The sequence below is a fragment of the Agromyces protaetiae genome, assembly GCF_030866785.1.
In the GTDB taxonomy this organism is placed as follows: Bacteria; Actinomycetota; Actinomycetes; order Actinomycetales; family Microbacteriaceae; genus Agromyces; species Agromyces silvae.
Window position 1 is genome coordinate 118,236 of sequence record NZ_CP133018.1, and the last position, 16,402, is coordinate 134,637.

The window sequence follows — 16,402 nt, forward strand, 5'->3', positions numbered from 1 at the left end:
CTAGTGGTTGCACATTGCAATCGCTTCCGTTAGCGTGCCGAGTGATCCTGATCCGCGCTCACTCCGGAGGCCGACGATGTCGCTCGTACGCGTACAGAACTTCTCCATCTCGCTCGACGGGTTCGCCACCGGGGAGGGGATCAGCGTCGACGCGCCGTTCGGTCACGCCGGCGAGCGGTTGCACGAGTGGATGTTCGCGACCCGCTTCGGGCGGGCGATGTTCGGCGGCGACGGCGGCTCCGACGGGGTGGACAACGCATTCGCCGAGCGCCACGAGAGCCTCGGCATCGGCGCCGAGATCATGGGTCGCGGCAAGTTCAGCGCGTCGACCGGGCCGTGGACCGACCTCGGCACCGACGACGAGTGGCGGGGCTGGTGGGGCGACAATCCGCCCTTCCACACCCCGGTGTTCGTGCTCACGCACCATCCACGACCATCCATCGAGATGGAGGGCGGCACCGTCTTCCACTTCGTCGACGCGTCGCCGCAGGAGGCCCTCGCGCTCGCGCGCGAGGCGGCGGGCGACCGCGATGTGCGGCTCGGTGGCGGGGCGACCTCGATTCGCGAGTTCCTCGCCGAGCGGCTCGTCGACGTGGCGCACCTCGTGGTGGTCCCGATCGTGCTCGGCCGAGGCATCCGGCTCTGGGATGGCCTGGAAGGCCTCGAAGCCGACTACGACGTCGAGCAGGTCTCCTCACCGAGCGGCGTCGTCCACCTGACGTTCACGCGGCGAGGCTGAGGGGAGCGGCACATGGGAAAGGTCGCCTGGGGGTTCACGTCCTCGATCGACGGATTCATCGCCGGGCCCGGCCATGACATGAGCTGGCTGTCCGCGGGCGAACCGTTGGTTGACGGCACGATCGAACGCATGGCGCGACGGGTCGGGGTGATCATCTCGGGCCGGGCCGGCTACGACGCGGCGCTCGCGCAGCGCGACGAGCGCGACGAGATGACCTCCGAGGCCTACGGCGGCGCGTGGTCCGGTACGGAGTTCATCCTCACCCACCGTCCGGAGGAGCTCGCCGACGATGCATCCGTCATCGCGCTCGACTGCGACGTCATCGAGGCGATCCGCCGGGCGCAAGAGATCGCCGGCGACGCCGACGTGCAGATCATCAGCGCCGACATCGCCCGGCAGGCGCTCGAGCACGACCTCATCGACGAGCTGCAGGTGTTCGTCGCCCCGGTGTTCCTCGGCGACGGCACCCGCATCTTCGACGTGCCCGGCGGGCGCCGCGTCGACTGGGAGCTCGTCGAGATCTTCGAGGACAGCCCGCGCAGCTTCGGACGGGTGTACCGGCCGAAGGGGCGGCTGTGACCGCCGTGAGCTGAGGTGAGCGGACCTCCGGGACGCGCCGTCAGCCCTTGACGGCGCCCGCGAGGACCGCCTTGACGAAGTGACGTTGGAGCACCAGGAACACGAGCAGCGTGGGCACCATGAGCAGGATCGCTCCAGCACACAGGAGCGCCAGATCCGTTCGGTACTGACCCTGGAACGCGCCGAGGGCTCCGGCCATGGTGCGCCGCGACGGATCGTCGATGAGCACGACGGCGAGGATGAAGTGGTTCCACGTGTTCAGGAACTGCAGGAGGCCGAGCGTCACCAGTGCAGGGACCGCGAGGGGCAGGTGCACGTGTCGGAACAGCTGCCAGGCGTTCGCACCGTCCATACGGGCGGCTTCCGAGATCTCGGCCGGGATGGAACGGAAATGGCCGGTCATCCAGAACACACCGAACGGCATGGCGAGGCCGATGAGGGGCAGGATGATCGCCCACTGCGTGTTCAACGTGCCGAGATCGCGGGCCTGGTAATAGAGCGGGATGACCGCGGACTCGAACGGAATGGTCAGTCCGAGCAGGAAGGCGACGAAGATCGCCCGGCGACCCCATGGCCGGAGGTGCCCGAGCGCGAAGCCGGCGAAGGTGGCGAAGGCGAGTGCTGCGGGGACGACGCCCAGGACGATGAGCACGCTCGACTGTGCGAGCGTCAGGAAGTCGGTGGCCTCGAACGCGATCGCGAAGTTGCCCCACTGGGGGTCGGCCGGCCAGGTCAGCCCGGCCGGGGTGCGCCCTTGCGGGTGCAGCGCGGTGACGAGCATGGCCAGGAAGGGCAGCACCATGGCGAGCATGAGCGCCACGAGGGTGAGGGTGCCGAGGGCCTCCGATCGTCGGTCTCTCATCGCGTACCCCGCTCCCGGTTGAGCCGCTGCACCGGGAGCACGATCGCGACGATGATCACGAGGAGCACGATCGCGAGAGCCGAGGCCAGCCCGACCCGGTTCTCGGTGAAGGCGAGCCGGACGATCTGCACACCGGGGACCATCGTCGTGTAGCCGGGTCCGCCCTGCGTGGTCATGTAGACGAGGTCGAAGCTGGCGATGGCGGCGATCAGCGTCACCGTGACGCACACGACGACCTCATGGCGGAGGCCGGGGAGCGTGACCGCGAAGAACTCCTGCACCGCATTCGCACCATCGAGTCGGGCGGCTTCGTAGAGCGACGCGTCGATACGCCCCATTCCCGCCGAGAACACCACGGTGCAGAACCCGATCATGACCCAGGACCCGATGATCCCGATCGCCGGGAGCGCGGTCGTGAAGTCCCCGAGCCATGGGCGCGCGAGCCCGCCCGCACCCACGGCACGGAGCACTTCGTTGATGGGGCCGGTATCCGCGTACATCCACGTCCACGCGACGGCGGCCGCGGCGAACGGGACGATCTGCGGCAGGAACAGCACGGTGCGGGATGCCGAGACGAGGCCGGACCTCCCGACCGCGCGTGCGGCCGCGGCGGCGAGCAGCCCGAGCGCGACCGGCACAGCGCAGAAGAACAGGATCAGGGTGAGCGTGTTGCGCAGTGAGCCGTAGAGCTGGGGGTCCGTGATGACGCTGACATAGTTGTCGAATCCGGCCCAGGTGGCCGGCCCGATCCCATCCCAGTCGTAGAAGGAGTATCGGAGCGCCTGCGCCAGGGGGTACAGGGCGAAGACGGCATACATCACCGCCGCGGGGGCGATCCAGAGGTACACGGCGGCTCGACGCAGGCGGCGCCGGGTAGCGGATGGCTCGATCGCCGGCGCCTCGGTCGCCGGTGCCTCGATCGTTCGGTCGGTCACGTGCAGCCCTCGGTGCCTATCGGCCGCGCGCCGACGTCGCCGCAGCGTAGTCGGCCTGGAGGTTCGCGAGGAACTCCTCGGCGGTGACGTGACCGGCGATGAGCAGATCGCTTTGGGGGTCGAGGGTCGCGCTCGACATGCCTGCGGTCGCGTTGGCGAGGAAGTCGACGATCCCGTCGGCCTCGACGACCTGGTCGAACGCAGCGATCGTGTCGGCGAACACCGTCCCCGTGGGGACAGGCGGCGGCGACAGATCGGCGGGTCCTCCGGCGGCGAGGCCGCCGACCTCGGCGAGGATGGCTCGTGCCTCGTCGCCGTTGAGCCAGTTCAGGAATGCGGCGGCCTCGTTCGGGTGCTCTGCGCCGGAGGGGATCACGAGTGCATTCGGGGCGGCCATCGTCTGGAACCCCGTCGGCGGCTCGGCCGGCGGGAGGAGGAAGAAGCCGAACCGGCCGGGGTCGACCGTGTCCAGGCCGGCCGCGAACCAGCTGCCGTTGTGGAAGAACAGGCTCTCGCCGTCGCTGAACCGCCCGAAATCCAGGCCCGGGTCTGCGGAGCCGAAGTCCCTTGGGAAGTACCCCGCCGCGATCCACTCCTGGAGGGTTCGCGCGGCGGTCTCGGCCTCCGGGGTCTCGATCGTCGCGCCCGGCACATTGAACACCCAGTCGGAGACGGCGTCGGCGCCGCCGTACGCCTGCGTGAGGCCCTGGAACAGGTAGGCGGGATTTCCCATCAACGGCGTCGTGCCGTGTTGGGCGGCGGTGGCGAGCATGCCCTCGAACTCGTCGAGCGTCGAGGGCGGGCTCGTGTAGCCGAGCTCTTCGAGTCGGTCCCGGTCGTAGTAGACGCCGACCAGGCCGAACCCCGCGCCCATGCCGTACAGCGCGCCCTCCCCGCGGACCCGGCCGTCCTCCGCGATGGTCCACTGCTCCAGTTGCGAGCGCGGGAAGTCGTCCCATCCGTACGCCTCTGCATATGGGTCGAGGGTGAGCAGCAGGCCGTTCTTCACGGCGTCGCCGGGCGCGGCCAGCCGGAGCAGGTCGGGTGTGTGCTCGGCCGCGAGGTATCGCGGGGCGTTCTGCTGCAGCGTGTCGAACGCCTCGGTCTCGAGCTCGACGGTCACCGTGGGGAACTCGACCTCGAAGGCCTCCGTGAGTGATTCCCACAGCGCGACCTGATCTTCGTTGACGCGGGCCGTGATGCGAACGGGATCCGATCCGAGCTCGGTGCTCACGGCCGGTGTCGACCGGGTCGGGGCGACTCCGCCGGGCGCATCGCAGCCGGTGAGCAGGAGCGCGGCGCTCAGTCCGAGTGCCGCGGCGAAGCGGGTTCGCGAACGGATCGCGTGGTCGGTCGTGTGCATCGGGCGCCGCCTCTTCCTTGAAAACGAGTCGTGATGGACTGCCGAAAACTGAATTGGCAGTCAGTATCGCATAAAACTGACTGCTCGGTAAACTATCCGGTGAATCGAGGAGGAGCCGATGGCACAGTCCCGCACGTCGCCGACGGGTGGCTACGCCAAGGGCAGGGAACGGCGAGACCGGTTGGTCGATGCGACCATGAAGCTCGTGGCCCGCAACGGCTCCCGCGGGACCACGCTGGCGCAGATCGCCGCGGAGGCCGAGGTCTCTCAGGCCGCGGTGATGTACCACTTCGCCACGAAGGACGATCTGCTCAAGGCGGCACTCGACAAGCGCGATGAGCTCGAGAGTCCCGACTTCGAGGACGTCACGATCGGCCTCGGCGTCTTCGACCTCATCGCGGGTGCCGTGCACCAGTGGGGCGCGCGCCCCGACGCGGTGGGCATGCACACGGTGCTGGTCGCCGAGAACGTCGGCGTCGACGGCCCGCTGCGGCCACGTCTGCGTGCACGGTACGAGCGCACGGTCGACCAGCTCGCCGGCATCCTCGCGTCGGGTCAGGCCGACGGGCGGATCCGTCCCGACGTCGACCCCCAGCTCAAGGCGATCGAGGTGCTCGCCTTCCTCAATGGCCTGGAGACCGCCTGGCTGCTGAATCCCGAGGCGCCCGTCGCCCAGGCGGCGACGCAGTGGGCCGCCCACCAGAAGCTGAGCCTTGCGTCGGGCGGGCGGATCGGTCACGCGGGCACTGGCAACCAGGAGATGACGTCACCGATCCGGCGATCCCAGTAGTCCCAGGTGTGCGCGCCCGGTCCGAAATCGACGTCGATCGGAAGGTTCCGTTCGCGAGCTGCGGTGACGAACACCCGGTTCTCGTCATAGAGCGCATCCTCGGTTCCGCAGCACACGCGCAGCGCGGGGAGGGTCGCGCCGGTCGACCGCGTGTGGAGGAGATGGACGACGTCGTCCTCGCCGCCGACGATCGACTGCGAGTCGAAGATGCGGTCCCAGAGGCCGGACTCGAGCCGCCCCGCGCCGGGGACCGTGCGAGCCGCGAGACCGAGTGCGCCCGACAGGCTCGCGGCCGCGGCGAATCGCTCGGGGTGTCGGAGGGCCCATTTCATCGCCCCGTAGCCGCCCATCGACAGTCCGGCCACGAAGGTGCGATCCCGGGCCACGGGCACCTGGAACATGCGCTGCACCATCGCCGGGAGCTCGGTCGTGAGGAACGACCAGTAGGCGCCCCCGTGTGCCTCGTCCGTGTAGTACGACCGATGCACCTGCGGCATCACGACGGCGAGGCCGCGGGCCGCGGCGTACCGTTCGATCGCGGTGTGCCGCAGCCACATCGTGTCGTCGTCGCTCAGGCCGTGCAGCAGGTACAGCAGCCCGCGCGCGGCCGTCCCCTCGGGGAGGATCGCGGTGAAGGATGAGCTGAGCTCGAGCACCTCCGAGCGGAAGGCGCAGGATAGGACGGCCATGAACGCTCCAATACTGAGTAGGTAGTCAGTATCGCCGGAGCGAGCCCGCCGCGCAAGCTCGTGGCGGGGAGCGCCCTCAGCCGATCGCCGGCCGCCGACCCCGGACGACCCCGCCTGCGCCTACTCTGTCGAGCGAGGCATCCGATTCGTCTCGGAGGAGAGAGCACATGAGCGACGTCACCGAACTCGAGGCCGAGGCCGCCGGCCTCGTCTTCGCGCGGTTCGACCACGAGGACGCGTGGGCGATCGGCGCCGACCTCAGGGCACGCGCGCTCGAGGAACACCTGCCGATCGCGATCGACATCCGCACGGCCGCGGGCACCGTGCTGTTCCACGTGTCGCTGCCGGGCGCATCGGCCGATCAAGAGCATTGGCTCCGCGGCAAGGCGGCGGTCGTGTTCCGCTTCTCGGCGAGCTCGGCGCTCATCGCGGCTCGCTTCGCCGAGACGGGCGCCGGGCCGAACGGATGGCTCGATCCGAACGAGTACGCGCCCACCGGTGGTGGCGTGGCGGTCACGGTCGAAGGGGCCGGGGTGGTCGCGGCGGTGACCGTGTCCGGCCTGGCGTCGGCCGACGACCACGCGCTGGCCGTCGACGCGATGCGTCGCCGCATCCGCGACCAGCTCGGGTGACTCCTCGTCGGCGCCTCCGGCCATTGCTCGCGACGACGCGCTCGCCCGCATGACCGATTCCCGTACGCCCGGCTGGCTCAGTGCGCCGGGTTGCCGAGCTCGATCAGCAACACCCCGCCGACGATCAGCGCGACGCCGAGTGCCATCACCCAGGTGAACGGCTCCTTGAAGAGCAGACGACCGAGCAGGGCGGTCAGCGCCACGCCGACCGCGGTCCAGATGCCGTAGGCCACGCCGATGGGCATGCCGTTCGCAAGCGTAAGCGACAGCAGCCAGAACGCCACGAGGTAGCCGGTGACGACGGGCAGCAACCAGATCTTCCTGCCGTGGGCGGCCATGCGCAGCGACAGCGTCGCACCGACCTCGGAGACGATCGCGCCGCCGAGCAGCAGCCAGATCATGCGCCGACCCGTTCTGCCGCCGCCGCGCGCCGCGTCGCGAGCTGCGAGCCGAGCTCGACGAGGAGGACACCGCCGACGACGAGGCCGATGCCGATGAGCATGACCGGCGTGAGCGGGTCGCCGAGGAGCGCCCAGCCGAGCACGGCGGTGAGCACGACGCCCGAGGCGCCCCAGATGCCGTAGGCGACCCCGAGCGGCATCCCGAGCCGCAGCACCTGCGAGAGCAGTGTGAACGAGCCGACGTATCCGACGACCACGATGACGAAGAAGAGCGGCTCGGTCTGCGCCGCGCTGAGCGAGAGCGACGCCGCGACCTCGAGCGCGATCGTCACCGCCAGCAGCCACCATTTCGCCATGTGATCTCCTCCTGCGTCTCCTGGCCGCGAGATCACCGTAGTGGCTCGACTGACAGTGGTTGAGGAGGTTGCCCGGGTAAAGATGGGCGGAGCGGGTCTGGGGGAACGATGAACGCGTATGAGCAACGGCCATGGTTGGCGCACTACGCCGAGGGCGTGCCCGAGGAGATCGAGGCGCCGACGCAGACGCTGGTCGACATGATCGAGGACGCGACCGCGCGGTTCGGGCGGCGCACGGCCCTCGAGTTCTTCGGCGCCGAGACCAGTTATCGCGACCTCGGCCGGCAGATCGCGCGCGTCGCCGAAGGGCTGCGGCGGCTGGGCGTGCGGCCCGGCGACCGGGTCGCACTCGTCCTGCCGAACTGCCCGCAGCACGTCGCCGCGTTCTACGGCGTGCTCCGCCTCGGCGCGATCGTGGTCGAGCACAACCCGCTGTACACGCCGCCCGAGCTGCGGCACCAGTTCGAGGACCATGAGGCGAAGGTCGCGATCGTGTGGGACGCCGTCGCCGACACGGTCGCCGACTTCCCCCGGGACATCCGCCCCGAGCACATCGTCGCGGTGGACCTGACCCGGGAGCTCCCGCTCGGAAAGCGCCTCGCGCTGCGCCTGCCGATCCCGAAGGCGCGCGCCTCGCGCGCCGCGCTGACGACCAGGCCGACCGCGCGGGGCATCCTCGACTGGGGACGCCTCGCCGGCAGCCGGCCGATCTCGAAGCGGCACCCACGCCCCGCGCTCGGCGACACCGCGCTGCTGCAATACACCAGCGGCACGACCGGGACGCCCAAAGGCGCCGTGCTCACGCACCGCAACCTCCGCGCGAACGCCGCGCAGGGACGCGCCTGGGTGCCCGGCCTGCGCGACGGCGACGAGGTGTTCTACGGCGTCCTCCCGCTGTTCCACGCCTACGGCATGACGCTCTGCCTCACGTTCGCGATGAGCATCGGCGCGCGGCTCGTGCTGTTCCCGAAGTTCGACGTCGACCTGGTGTTCGCGGCCGCCCGGCACTCGCCACCGACCTTCCTGCCCGCGGTGCCGCCGATCTACGACCAGCTCTCACGCGCGGCCGAGCGACGCGGCACGGGGCCGCTGACCGGGATCCGGTTCGCGATCTCGGGCGCGATGAGCCTGCCGCCGCAGACCGTCGACCGCTGGGAGACCGTCACCGGCGGACTGCTCGTCGAGGGGTACGGCATGACCGAGTCCTCGCCGGTCGCGCTCGGCAACCCGATGGGGCCCACCCGGCGCCCGGGCACGGTGGGCGTGCCGTTCCCGAGCACCGAGATCCGGGTCGTGGACCCGGAGCGGCCCGACGTGGACCGCGCGGCGGGCGAGGAGGGTGAGCTGCTCCTCCGCGGACCGCAGGTGTTCGAGGGGTACTGGCGCCGACCGGCGGAGACGGCGGAGACGCTGTCGCCAGACGGCTGGCTGCGCACCGGCGACATCGTCCGCGTCTCCGACGACGGGTTCGTCACGATCGTGGACCGGGTCAAGGAACTCATCATCACGGGCGGGTTCAACGTCTCGCCCTCCGAGGTGGAGGGCGTGCTCCTCCGCCATCCCGATGTGCGTGGTGCGGCCGTCGTCGGGCTGCCGCGCGCCTCGGGCGGCGAGGAGGTCGCCGCCGCCGTCGAGCTGCGTGAGGGCGCGGTCTTCGACGACGGCGCGCTCCGTGAGTTCTGCCGGGCGAGCCTCACGCCGTACAAGGTCCCGCGGCGCATCGTCGAGGTCGACGAGCTGCCGCGTTCGCTCATCGGCAAGGTGCAGCGGCGCACGGTGCGCGACGTCCTGCTCGAGCGGCGCGCGAAGGGCTGAGGCGCGGCCGGCGCCCTCCCGGGCAGGGCGCGCCTCAACGGTCGGCACCCGGCGGCGCCTCCCGCACGTCGCGGTGGCCGACGATCTGCTCGCTCGGCAGTGCGTCTGCGAGCTCCGAGCGGTCGCGCTCGGTGAGCACGAGCCCGGTCGCGCCCAAGTTCTCGTCGAGCCGCGCGCGCCGGCGCATGCCGGGGATGGGCACAGCGCCCTCGGCGATGACCCACGCGAGCGCGACCTGGGCGAGCGTCGCATCGTGCCGGGCGGCGATGGCGGCGACACGATCGGCGAGGCACCGGTTGGCGGCGAACGCCTCGGGCTGGAACCGGGGCAGCGTGCGCCGGGCGTCGTCGGCGTCGAGCTCGTCGAGTGAGGCGAGCGCGTCGGTCAGCATGCCGCGACCGAGCGGCGAGAACGCGACGAGCCCGATGCCGAGTTCGCGCATCGCGTCGAGCTCGCCATTGTGCAGCACGTCGCGCGCGAACAGCGAGAACTCGGACTGGACGGCCGCGAGCGGGTGGACGGCGTGCGCGCGCCTGATGGTCGCGGCCGATGCCTCGGACAGGCCCAGGTGTCGCACCTTGCCCTCGGCGACCAGCTCGGCCATCGCGCCGACCGACTCCTCGATGGGCACGTCGGGGTCGACGCGGTGGAGGTAGTACAGGTCGATGCGGTCGGTGCCGAGGTGCCGGAGCGAACGCTCGGCCGCCCGCCGGATGTAGGCCGGCGTGCCGTTGCGCCCGTGGACGGTGCCGTCGTCGTCGGTTTCGGCCGACGCCTTCGTCGCGAGGATCACCTCGTCGCGGCGCGGGCCGAGAGCGCGGCCGATGAGCCGCTCGTTCTCGAACGGGCCGTACGCCTCGGCGGTGTCGATGAACGTGACGCCGAGGTCGACGGCCCGCCTCAGCGTGGCGATCGACTCGGTCTCGTCGCTCGAGCCGTAGAAGGCGCTCATGCCCATCGCGCCGAGTCCCATGACGGGGACGCGCAGCCCGTCGCCGAGCGAGGTGAGCGGCATCGGGCCGGGTGCCGGGCTGGGTGCGGTGGTCGAAGCGGGGTGTTCAGTCGTCATGGATCGCATCCTCCTCATCGCCCACGTACGCGCGGTACGCGGCGATCTTCGTGTCCAGCGCGACGAGGTGCCGCCGCGTCTGCTCGAGTCGTGCCACCACGGCGTCGCGGTGCGTCTGCAGCACCTCGAGCCGCTCCCGCTCGGACCCCGGGGTCCGGCTGATCGCCGCGATCTCACGGATGCGGGCGATCGGCATCCCCGTCTCGCGAAGCATCACGAGTCCGGCGAGCCAGTCCAGGTCGGCCCGCCGGAAACGGCGATGGCCGTTACTGCGGCGAGCTGCTGGGTCGAGCAGCAACCCCTCCCGCTCGTAGTAGCGGAGCGTCTCGACGCTCAGCCCGACGACCGCGGCCGCCTCGCCGATCGTGAGACCGTCGGCGGGCACGTCGGCGTCGAGCTGGGGGACGAGGGCGGGTGGCACGCGATCCATGGAACAACCTATAGCGCGCTTCAGGTCAAGCGGGAAGGCCCGACGCGGATACGCTTCTCGACGCCTGTCTGAGAATTCCTCGGGCGGGGGTGCCGCGCGACTCGATCAGGGGTATGTTGACCGAAACACGCGTTATATCGCGTGCTGACGTCGTCGTCGCTACCCGGAAGGGGTGAGGCTCGTGACCGGTATCGAGATCGTCCTGGCCGTGCTCGGAGTGATCGTGCTGCTGTCGGTCGGCGTGGTCGTGGCGTTCGTGTTCGTGCTCCGAGCCGTGTTCCGCAAGATCCGGCACAGCCGGGCCGTCGGTGGCGCGGCGCTCCGTGCCCGTGCCCGGGTCGCGCGCGGTCCGCAGCGCACGGTGCTCGGGCTCCGGGTCCGGCTCGACGAGCTCATGCGCAGCGGCCGGGCGGCCGTGCAGATCGCCGCCGACGGCGGCGGCCCCCGCGGCGAACTGCCCAGGCTGTTCGCACGTGTTGAGACCGAGGCATCCGTACTCGACCGGCAGCTGCGCTTCATGGAGAGCGAGACCGACCAGGCGGCGCTCGCCGCCGAGCTGCCCGCGGCGCGCGGGCGCGTCGAGCAGGTCGAGGTGCTCGTGCGCCGCGTGCGGCACGCCGTCTCGGCGGGGCTCACCGGCACCTCCGACGACGCGCTGTCGACGCTCGGCGCCGAGGTCGACCGCGAGGTCGCGGCACTGCACGCCGGTGTCGAAGAGCTCCAGCGACTCAACCGGCGCGACGGTCGCGTCGGGATGACCGGGCAGGCCGGGCCGTCGCCCGCCGCCTCCACCGTCCGAGCGAGAGGGAACCAGCCATGAGCAACAGCAACTCGTCGAGGGTGCGCACGATCTTCCGAGCCAAGACCACGAAGGCGCTCGACCGCATCGAGGACCCGAGGGAGACGCTCGACGACAGCTACGACCAGCAGGTGAAGCTCTTGCAGCAGGTGCGCCGCGCGGTCGCCGAGGTCGCGACCGCGAAGAAGCGCATCGAGCTCCAAGGTGAGGAGATGGGCGCCCGCTACCAGCGGCTCGGCTCGCAGGCGGGCGAAGCGCTGGCGCAGGGCCACGAGGACCTCGCCCGCGCCGCCCTCGAGCGCCGGGCGATGATCGAGGGTCAGGTCGCCAAACTGCAGCAGCAGTTCGCCGCGCTCGACCGGCAGACCGCGCAGCTCCAGGAGCGTGAACGTCGCCTGACCGACCAGGTCGCGGCATTCCGCATCGAGAAGGAGACGATCAAGGCCACCTACACGGCGTCCGAGGCGCAGGTGCGGGCCAACGAGGCGGTCTCGGGCCTCAGCTCGTCGATCCAGGACGTCGGGTCGAGCCTCGACCGCGCACGCGACCGCGTCGCGCAGATGCAGGCCCGAGCCGCGGCCACCGACGAGCTGCTCGCGAGCGGCGCGCTCACGGACCTCACCGCGACCCCCGACGCCGACATCGAGCGCCAGCTCGCGGCGGTCTCGGCGCAGGCCGACATCGACCGGCAGGTCGAGGCGATGCGGCGGGGCGGCCCCGGCGCGGCGCGGCCGGGCGAGGTCGCCGGCGGCTGGTTGAGCATCGGGCGGTCGGGCGAGTAGGGGCGGATGTCGAGGCGCCGCCGCCGCCCGGGGGTGTGCGGCGCCGGCGCGGCGCCGCTCAGGGTGGTGCGGAGCCGGTGAGGGTGGTGCGGCGCCGCTCAGTGCGCGTCGTTGTCCGCCGGGGGCGGTGACCCCGGCGCGGCGCGGCGCGACGTGATCTCCGTGCCGAGCCGGATGCCGCCGAGGACCACCAGGACGAATCCGACGACCATGCACACGATTCGCAGCCACATGGGTGCGTCGGGATAGAGCGACGTGGCGGCGAACGCGAACGTCGCGCTGACGAAGTACCAGACCGCGATCTGCGCCGGGGCCTGGTCGGAGTCGGTGGTCACGTGACATGCTCCTCACTGCTCGATGGGTGCGGCTCGTGGGTCCGACGCTACGCGGAACGGATGCCCCGGACATCCGTCGCGCGGGGGACGTCGCGGGGGACGTCGCCGGGGAAACTGAGTAGTTCCATACGTTTGACTAGACCGCGTGCGCCGAAGCTGCCATCGTCAGCTGATTTGTCCACCTGATAGGGGAGAGCACACCGATGGTCAGCGCGTCATCCGAGGCGACGAGGTCAGTGGATGCGGCTTCGGAAGAAGCGCACGCCACACACTCGAGGCGCCCGCACGGCTCCAAGCACGAACGTCACTCCAAGCACCACAAGCCGGGCAAGATCTCGCACCGCGGGAGCCGAACGATCCCGTTGCTGCTCGCGGGAATCGCGCTGTGGGCGTTCATCGGCCTCGTGCCACTGCACCTCCTGCACAACGGCGTGCTGATCTACGTCTGGATCGTGCTCGGCGCGGCCGTCGTGCCCGCCGCGGTGCTGTGGGCGATGGCGCACCGGCTGCTGCCGGGCGACTCGCTGCGGCCGGGCAAGCTCGCGCTCATCGCGGTGTTCGGCGGATTTCTCGCGGTGACCCTGGGCGGCACGCTCGACAGTCTCGTCGCGCTCATCCCGCAGCCGCACCCGGGCGACAGCCCGGACGGCGTGGTCTCGCTGCTGGCCGCGGGCTTCGTGGAGGAGTTCTCCAAGGCCGTCATCATGGTCGTCGTCGGCTGGCAGGTCGCGAAGACCACGCGGAACGGCCTTTTCGTGGGTGGCGCCGTGGGTGTCGGGTTCTCCGTGCTCGAGACGATCGGCTACATCGCCGCCAGCTACGCCGGTGAGCACCCGGTGATCGACGCCGGCTGGGTCGCGATCCAGCGCGGAGTGTTCGAGCCGGTCGGTCACGTGCTCTGGAGCTCGCTGCTCGGCGCCGCGATCTTCTACGCCGCCTCCAAGACCGGTCGTTTCCGCCTGACCTTCGGCGTGATCGGCGCGTACGTGGGTGTCGCGGTGCTGCACGGCATCTGGGACGGAGCCGCCGACCTCGTGTCCGCGCTGACCGGCAGCCAGCCGCTCACCGGTCTCACCGAGATCCTGTCCTGGATCGTCGTGATCCTCGTCGGCGGTCTGGTCTGGCGGAAGGTCGCTCGGGCGCACGACCCGCGCCGGGTCGCCGCGGCTGCGGGGGCGGATGTCTCGGCGGATGCTCCGGCCGAGGACTCCCCGGAGCGGTCGGCGACGTAGCACGCGAACGATGAAACGGCACGGGTCGCAGGACCCGTGCCGTTTCGCGTGTCCGGGAGACAGGTGCCCGAGGCATCCGGATGTCTCGGGTGTCTGGATGTCTCGTCGCGTCTGGGTCGCGTGGAGTCTGGATGTCGCGTGGCCGAGGGATCCCGCAGGCGACGCTCGGGTCAGAGATCCAGGTGGACCAGCGAGACGCCGTGTGCGCGAAGGTCGGTCGCGGCCCGGATGGCTCCCTGGGCGGTGCCGCTGCCCGGCTGATTCAGGTGTGCGATGACGATGTCGCCGGGGCCGGCGCTCATGAACTCGGCGTGCACCGTCGCCGCGTCATAGGTGGCGCCGCCGTCGCCGTTCACCGTGAACCCGATCGGCAGCTCGCCGAGGTCGTGCACGATCTGGACCGAGACGTCGTCGTAGTGGGCGGTGCCCGAGCGGAAGTACCGGGGCGGCGCGCCCGTCACGCCGGCCAGCAGCTCGTGGTTGCCCCATACCTCGGCGACCGCCTCGTCGACGCTCGTGGTGCCGCGGATGCCGTAGGCGTCGGCGCCGTCGACGGAGAGCGGGAGATGGCGGGTGCCGTGGTTGGCGAGCACGAAGAGCGGCTCGGCGGCGAGTTCCGACGTGAGCGCGGGGTGCCGCTCGACCCAGCGCGCATTGAGGAACAGGGTCGCCGGCACGCCCGCCCCGCGGAGCCCGTCGAGCAGTGCGTGATCCACGCCGTCGCCGCCCGACCCGCCGCAGGCGTCGAAGGTCCACGCCACGCGCGGGCGCCCGTCGGGCTCGAACGGCACGTGCAGTGACGAGCGGATCCCGGGGAGCGATGTGCCCCACGCGCCGGCGCGCGTGTTCGCGTGGCGGGCGGCGACCTGCGCGGGTGCGGGTGCGGGTGCGGGTGCGGCGGGTGGTGGCTCGAGCGGGTGCGGGGGTGGCGGCGCCGATGGTCGCGGGCGGGTCCGGATCGGAGCAGGGGGAGCGGTCGAGGCATCCGGACCGCCGGATGTCGTGCAGCCGGCCAGGGTGCCGACCGCGCCGACCGCAAGGACCGCGAGCAGGCTTCGGCGGGTCACGGTCACTTACAAGAGGATAGCTGTCTCCGTATGGCGGGCGTTGCGTGGCTGCGCCGGGTGGCCGGGCGGGGCTCATGGGTGGGAGCGGCGGGGCTCGTGGGTGGCCGGGGCGGGGCGGGGTGTTGGCCGCGGCGGGGCTCAGGGGTGGCCGGGTGCGGCTCAGGGGTGGGATTCGCTGGCGAACACGTCGTTGAGGGTCACGGTGGTCAGGCCGCGATCTTGGATGATCGAGCGCAGCTGCGGGAAGACGTGGGTCACGGGGTCGAAGTTGAGATGCCCGATCACGATGTGCTGCGGCAGGAACCATTGGGTCGCGAGCTCGACGATGAGGGTCTCGCTGACCAGGCCGGAGTCCGAGAGCGAGCCGTACCAGAGTGTGGGCGTGGTGTAGCCGATGGATGCGGCGACGTCGATCACCCGGGCGTCGTAGTAGCCGTACGGCGGCCGGTAGAAGGGGCGCGCGTCGACGCCGTACAGTTCGCCGATGAGGTCGTGGGTGCGCTGGAGCTCGTCGCGGATGCCCTCGTCGCTGAGTTCGGTGAGATCAGGATGGCTCCAGGTGTGGTTCGCGAGCTGCACCTGGCCGCTCGACACGAGTGGCTGGAGGGCGGGCTGGTTCTCCCGCCAGGCATCGTACGTGCCGGTGGCGAAGAGCGTCAGCCGCGTGCCGGTGTCCGCGGCGAACGCCGCGTACGCGGCCACGACGGCCGAGCTCGCGCCGTCGTCGACGGTCCACGCGAGGAGCTGCCCGTCGCCGGGTAAGGAGGTGATCACGTCGGCGGGAGCGGGGATTCTCGTGAGGACCGGGGCCTGTTGCGGGGTCTCGACGGCGACCGGCGCAGTGGGAGCGGTCGGCTGCGGGCGGCCCGGAGGTGGGGGCGGTGGTGGTGGGGGTGGTGAGGCGCTCGGCGGGACCGGTGCGGCGCAGGCCGACAGCAGGGTGAGGGCCGAGCCCGTCGCGATACCGATCATGGCGCGACGGGTCACCGCTCGGTCGTTCGCTGACACCCGGGCCTCCTCGCTCGACGCGACACGCTGTCGCCAAAAGTGCTGTCGCCAAGAGTAGGGAGCGCGAGCGCTGCGTTCGGCGCAACGCGCAGGACCTGTGGAGAAATTCGGATCGATACCTCCGATTGGGGTGCGCGCGGATGGGCTGCGCGGGCCGAGCTCAGGGGACCGCGTCGGGGGGCGTGGCGGGGCGTGGCGGGGCCGGGGCTGTACCGGGCCGGGGGTGGGGCTGTATCGGGGGGCGTACCGCGGCCGTGTCGGTGCCTGGCTGAGCCGCACCGGGGCAGATCGGATCGGGCCGGGGCGTGTACAGAGGGCGTACCGCGGCTGTGTGTGGGGGCGTGCTGGGGTCGGACGGGGGCATGTCGGGGGTGTGCTCGGGCCGTGCCGGCGGCGGGCCGGGGTCGTGCCCGGCGATGATCATTGCTCGGCGTGTCGGTCACACCGCTGGACGTTGCGCTGGCAGGAGCCTGACGTGCCGGGGCGATCGATGCGAGCCGGGAGTGCTGGGGCCGCGAT

General features: G+C 71.2%; 19 protein-coding genes. 8 read left to right on the forward strand and 11 right to left on the reverse strand.

Annotation, left to right across the window (positions count from 1 at the left end; translation table 11 throughout):
• Positions 1-76: 76 nt before the first annotated feature.
• On the forward strand, positions 77-739 hold the full coding sequence (locus QU602_RS00555; protein WP_308798172.1) for a dihydrofolate reductase family protein: 663 nt from the start codon (positions 77-79) through the stop codon (positions 737-739).
• 12 nt (positions 740-751) lie between these two features.
• Positions 752-1,318, forward strand: a complete 567-nt coding sequence (locus QU602_RS00560) for a dihydrofolate reductase family protein (protein WP_308798174.1) — start codon at positions 752-754, stop codon at positions 1,316-1,318.
• Between the two features lie 40 nt (positions 1,319-1,358).
• Here the strand turns inward: QU602_RS00560 and QU602_RS00565 are convergent, their stop codons facing one another.
• Genes QU602_RS00565 through QU602_RS00575 form a run of 3 tightly spaced genes read right to left on the reverse strand, consistent with a single transcriptional unit; the run spans position 1,359 to position 4,478 of the window.
• Positions 1,359-2,180: a carbohydrate ABC transporter permease gene (locus QU602_RS00565; protein ID WP_308798175.1), complete on the reverse strand. Its 822-nt coding sequence runs from the start codon at positions 2,178-2,180 to the stop codon at positions 1,359-1,361.
• A complete protein-coding gene (locus QU602_RS00570) occupies positions 2,177-3,115 on the reverse strand; it encodes a carbohydrate ABC transporter permease (protein WP_308798176.1) in 939 nt (312 codons plus the stop codon). Before QU602_RS00570 ends, QU602_RS00565 begins: the two co-directional genes overlap by 4 nt.
• Positions 3,116-3,131: 16 nt before the next feature.
• Positions 3,132-4,478: an ABC transporter substrate-binding protein gene (locus QU602_RS00575; RefSeq protein ID WP_308798177.1), complete on the reverse strand. Its 1,347-nt coding sequence runs from the start codon at positions 4,476-4,478 to the stop codon at positions 3,132-3,134.
• A gap of 118 nt (positions 4,479-4,596) precedes the next feature.
• Here QU602_RS00575 and QU602_RS00580 point away from each other — a divergent pair, with 118 nt between their 5' ends.
• Complete coding sequence (locus QU602_RS00580) at positions 4,597-5,268, forward strand: TetR/AcrR family transcriptional regulator (protein WP_308798178.1); 672 nt, start codon at positions 4,597-4,599, stop codon at positions 5,266-5,268.
• Here QU602_RS00580 and QU602_RS00585 read toward each other — a convergent pair.
• A complete protein-coding gene (locus tag QU602_RS00585) occupies positions 5,214-5,957 on the reverse strand; it encodes an alpha/beta hydrolase (protein ID WP_308798179.1) in 744 nt (247 codons plus the stop codon). The two genes, QU602_RS00580 and QU602_RS00585, sit on opposite strands and share 55 nt — an antisense overlap.
• A 167-nt stretch (positions 5,958-6,124) precedes the next feature.
• Here QU602_RS00585 and QU602_RS00590 point away from each other — a divergent pair, with 167 nt between their 5' ends.
• Positions 6,125-6,589, forward strand: coding sequence for a heme-degrading domain-containing protein (locus QU602_RS00590; protein ID WP_308798180.1), 465 nt, complete (start codon positions 6,125-6,127; stop codon positions 6,587-6,589).
• Positions 6,590-6,666: 77 nt separating this feature from the next.
• On the opposite strand, the gene QU602_RS00595 is transcribed toward QU602_RS00590, so the two are convergent.
• Positions 6,667-6,990 carry a DMT family transporter gene (locus tag QU602_RS00595; RefSeq protein WP_308798181.1) on the reverse strand — a complete coding sequence of 108 codons (324 nt, stop codon included), beginning with the start codon at positions 6,988-6,990 and terminating at the stop codon, positions 6,667-6,669.
• Positions 6,987-7,346: a DMT family transporter gene (locus tag QU602_RS00600; RefSeq protein WP_308798182.1), complete on the reverse strand. Its 360-nt coding sequence runs from the start codon at positions 7,344-7,346 to the stop codon at positions 6,987-6,989. Before QU602_RS00600 ends, QU602_RS00595 begins: the two co-directional genes overlap by 4 nt.
• A gap of 108 nt (positions 7,347-7,454) precedes the next feature.
• Here QU602_RS00600 and QU602_RS00605 point away from each other — a divergent pair, with 108 nt between their 5' ends.
• Positions 7,455-9,161 carry a long-chain-fatty-acid--CoA ligase gene (locus QU602_RS00605; RefSeq protein ID WP_308798183.1) on the forward strand — a complete coding sequence of 569 codons (1,707 nt, stop codon included), beginning with the start codon at positions 7,455-7,457 and terminating at the stop codon, positions 9,159-9,161.
• Between the two features lie 34 nt (positions 9,162-9,195).
• Here QU602_RS00605 and QU602_RS00610 read toward each other — a convergent pair whose 3' ends face one another.
• Complete coding sequence (locus tag QU602_RS00610; protein WP_373692957.1) at positions 9,196-10,176, reverse strand: aldo/keto reductase; 981 nt, start codon at positions 10,174-10,176, stop codon at positions 9,196-9,198.
• A 43-nt stretch (positions 10,177-10,219) separates the two neighbouring features.
• A complete protein-coding gene (locus QU602_RS00615; protein ID WP_308798185.1) occupies positions 10,220-10,660 on the reverse strand; it encodes a MerR family transcriptional regulator in 441 nt (146 codons plus the stop codon).
• Between the two features lie 181 nt (positions 10,661-10,841).
• On the opposite strand from QU602_RS00615, the gene QU602_RS00620 reads away from it, so the two are divergent.
• A complete protein-coding gene (locus QU602_RS00620; protein ID WP_308798186.1) occupies positions 10,842-11,480 on the forward strand; it encodes a hypothetical protein in 639 nt (212 codons plus the stop codon).
• A complete protein-coding gene (locus tag QU602_RS00625) occupies positions 11,477-12,241 on the forward strand; it encodes a PspA/IM30 family protein (RefSeq protein ID WP_308798187.1) in 765 nt (254 codons plus the stop codon). Before QU602_RS00620 ends, QU602_RS00625 begins: the two co-directional genes overlap by 4 nt.
• A 98-nt stretch (positions 12,242-12,339) precedes the next feature.
• Here QU602_RS00625 and QU602_RS00630 read toward each other — a convergent pair whose 3' ends face one another.
• The gene (locus tag QU602_RS00630; protein ID WP_308798188.1) at positions 12,340-12,576 is read right to left on the reverse strand and encodes a hypothetical protein; all 237 of its coding nucleotides are present in this window, start codon (positions 12,574-12,576) and stop codon (positions 12,340-12,342) included.
• Positions 12,577-12,938: 362 nt separating this feature from the next.
• Between QU602_RS00630 and QU602_RS00635 the strand changes: the two genes are divergently transcribed.
• Positions 12,939-13,808 (forward strand): PrsW family intramembrane metalloprotease, encoded by an 870-nt coding sequence (locus QU602_RS00635; RefSeq protein WP_308798189.1) that lies wholly within the window; start codon positions 12,939-12,941, stop codon positions 13,806-13,808.
• A 170-nt stretch (positions 13,809-13,978) separates the two neighbouring features.
• On the opposite strand, the gene QU602_RS00640 is transcribed toward QU602_RS00635, so the two are convergent.
• Both QU602_RS00640 and QU602_RS00645 read right to left on the reverse strand, forming a co-directional pair.
• A complete protein-coding gene (locus QU602_RS00640) occupies positions 13,979-14,881 on the reverse strand; it encodes a polysaccharide deacetylase family protein (RefSeq protein ID WP_308798190.1) in 903 nt (300 codons plus the stop codon).
• A 153-nt stretch (positions 14,882-15,034) separates the two neighbouring features.
• Complete coding sequence (locus tag QU602_RS00645; RefSeq protein WP_308798191.1) at positions 15,035-15,649, reverse strand: polysaccharide deacetylase family protein; 615 nt, start codon at positions 15,647-15,649, stop codon at positions 15,035-15,037.
• Positions 15,650-16,402 lie beyond the last annotated feature (753 nt).

Bases quoted from the DNA above. Each gene is read 5' to 3' on its own strand.
- QU602_RS00585 (WP_308798179.1), bottom strand. From the start codon at position 5,957: ATGGCCGTCCTATCCTGCGCCTTCCGCTCGGAGGTGCTCGAGCTCAGC.
- QU602_RS00555 (WP_308798172.1), top strand. From the start codon at position 77: ATGTCGCTCGTACGCGTACAGAACTTCTCCATCTCGCTCGACGGGTTC.
- QU602_RS00605 (WP_308798183.1), top strand. From the start codon at position 7,455: ATGAACGCGTATGAGCAACGGCCATGGTTGGCGCACTACGCCGAGGGC.
- QU602_RS00565 (WP_308798175.1), bottom strand. From the start codon at position 2,180: ATGAGAGACCGACGATCGGAGGCCCTCGGCACCCTCACCCTCGTGGCG.
- QU602_RS00600 (WP_308798182.1), bottom strand. From the start codon at position 7,346: ATGGCGAAATGGTGGCTGCTGGCGGTGACGATCGCGCTCGAGGTCGCG.
- QU602_RS00610 (WP_373692957.1), bottom strand. From the start codon at position 10,176: ATGCCGCTCACCTCGCTCGGCGACGGGCTGCGCGTCCCCGTCATGGGA.
- QU602_RS00590 (WP_308798180.1), top strand. From the start codon at position 6,125: ATGAGCGACGTCACCGAACTCGAGGCCGAGGCCGCCGGCCTCGTCTTC.
- QU602_RS00615 (WP_308798185.1), bottom strand. From the start codon at position 10,660: ATGGATCGCGTGCCACCCGCCCTCGTCCCCCAGCTCGACGCCGACGTG.
- QU602_RS00595 (WP_308798181.1), bottom strand. From the start codon at position 6,990: ATGATCTGGCTGCTGCTCGGCGGCGCGATCGTCTCCGAGGTCGGTGCG.
- QU602_RS00560 (WP_308798174.1), top strand. From the start codon at position 752: ATGGGAAAGGTCGCCTGGGGGTTCACGTCCTCGATCGACGGATTCATC.
- QU602_RS00625 (WP_308798187.1), top strand. From the start codon at position 11,477: ATGAGCAACAGCAACTCGTCGAGGGTGCGCACGATCTTCCGAGCCAAG.
- QU602_RS00575 (WP_308798177.1), bottom strand. From the start codon at position 4,478: ATGCACACGACCGACCACGCGATCCGTTCGCGAACCCGCTTCGCCGCG.
- QU602_RS00580 (WP_308798178.1), top strand. From the start codon at position 4,597: ATGGCACAGTCCCGCACGTCGCCGACGGGTGGCTACGCCAAGGGCAGG.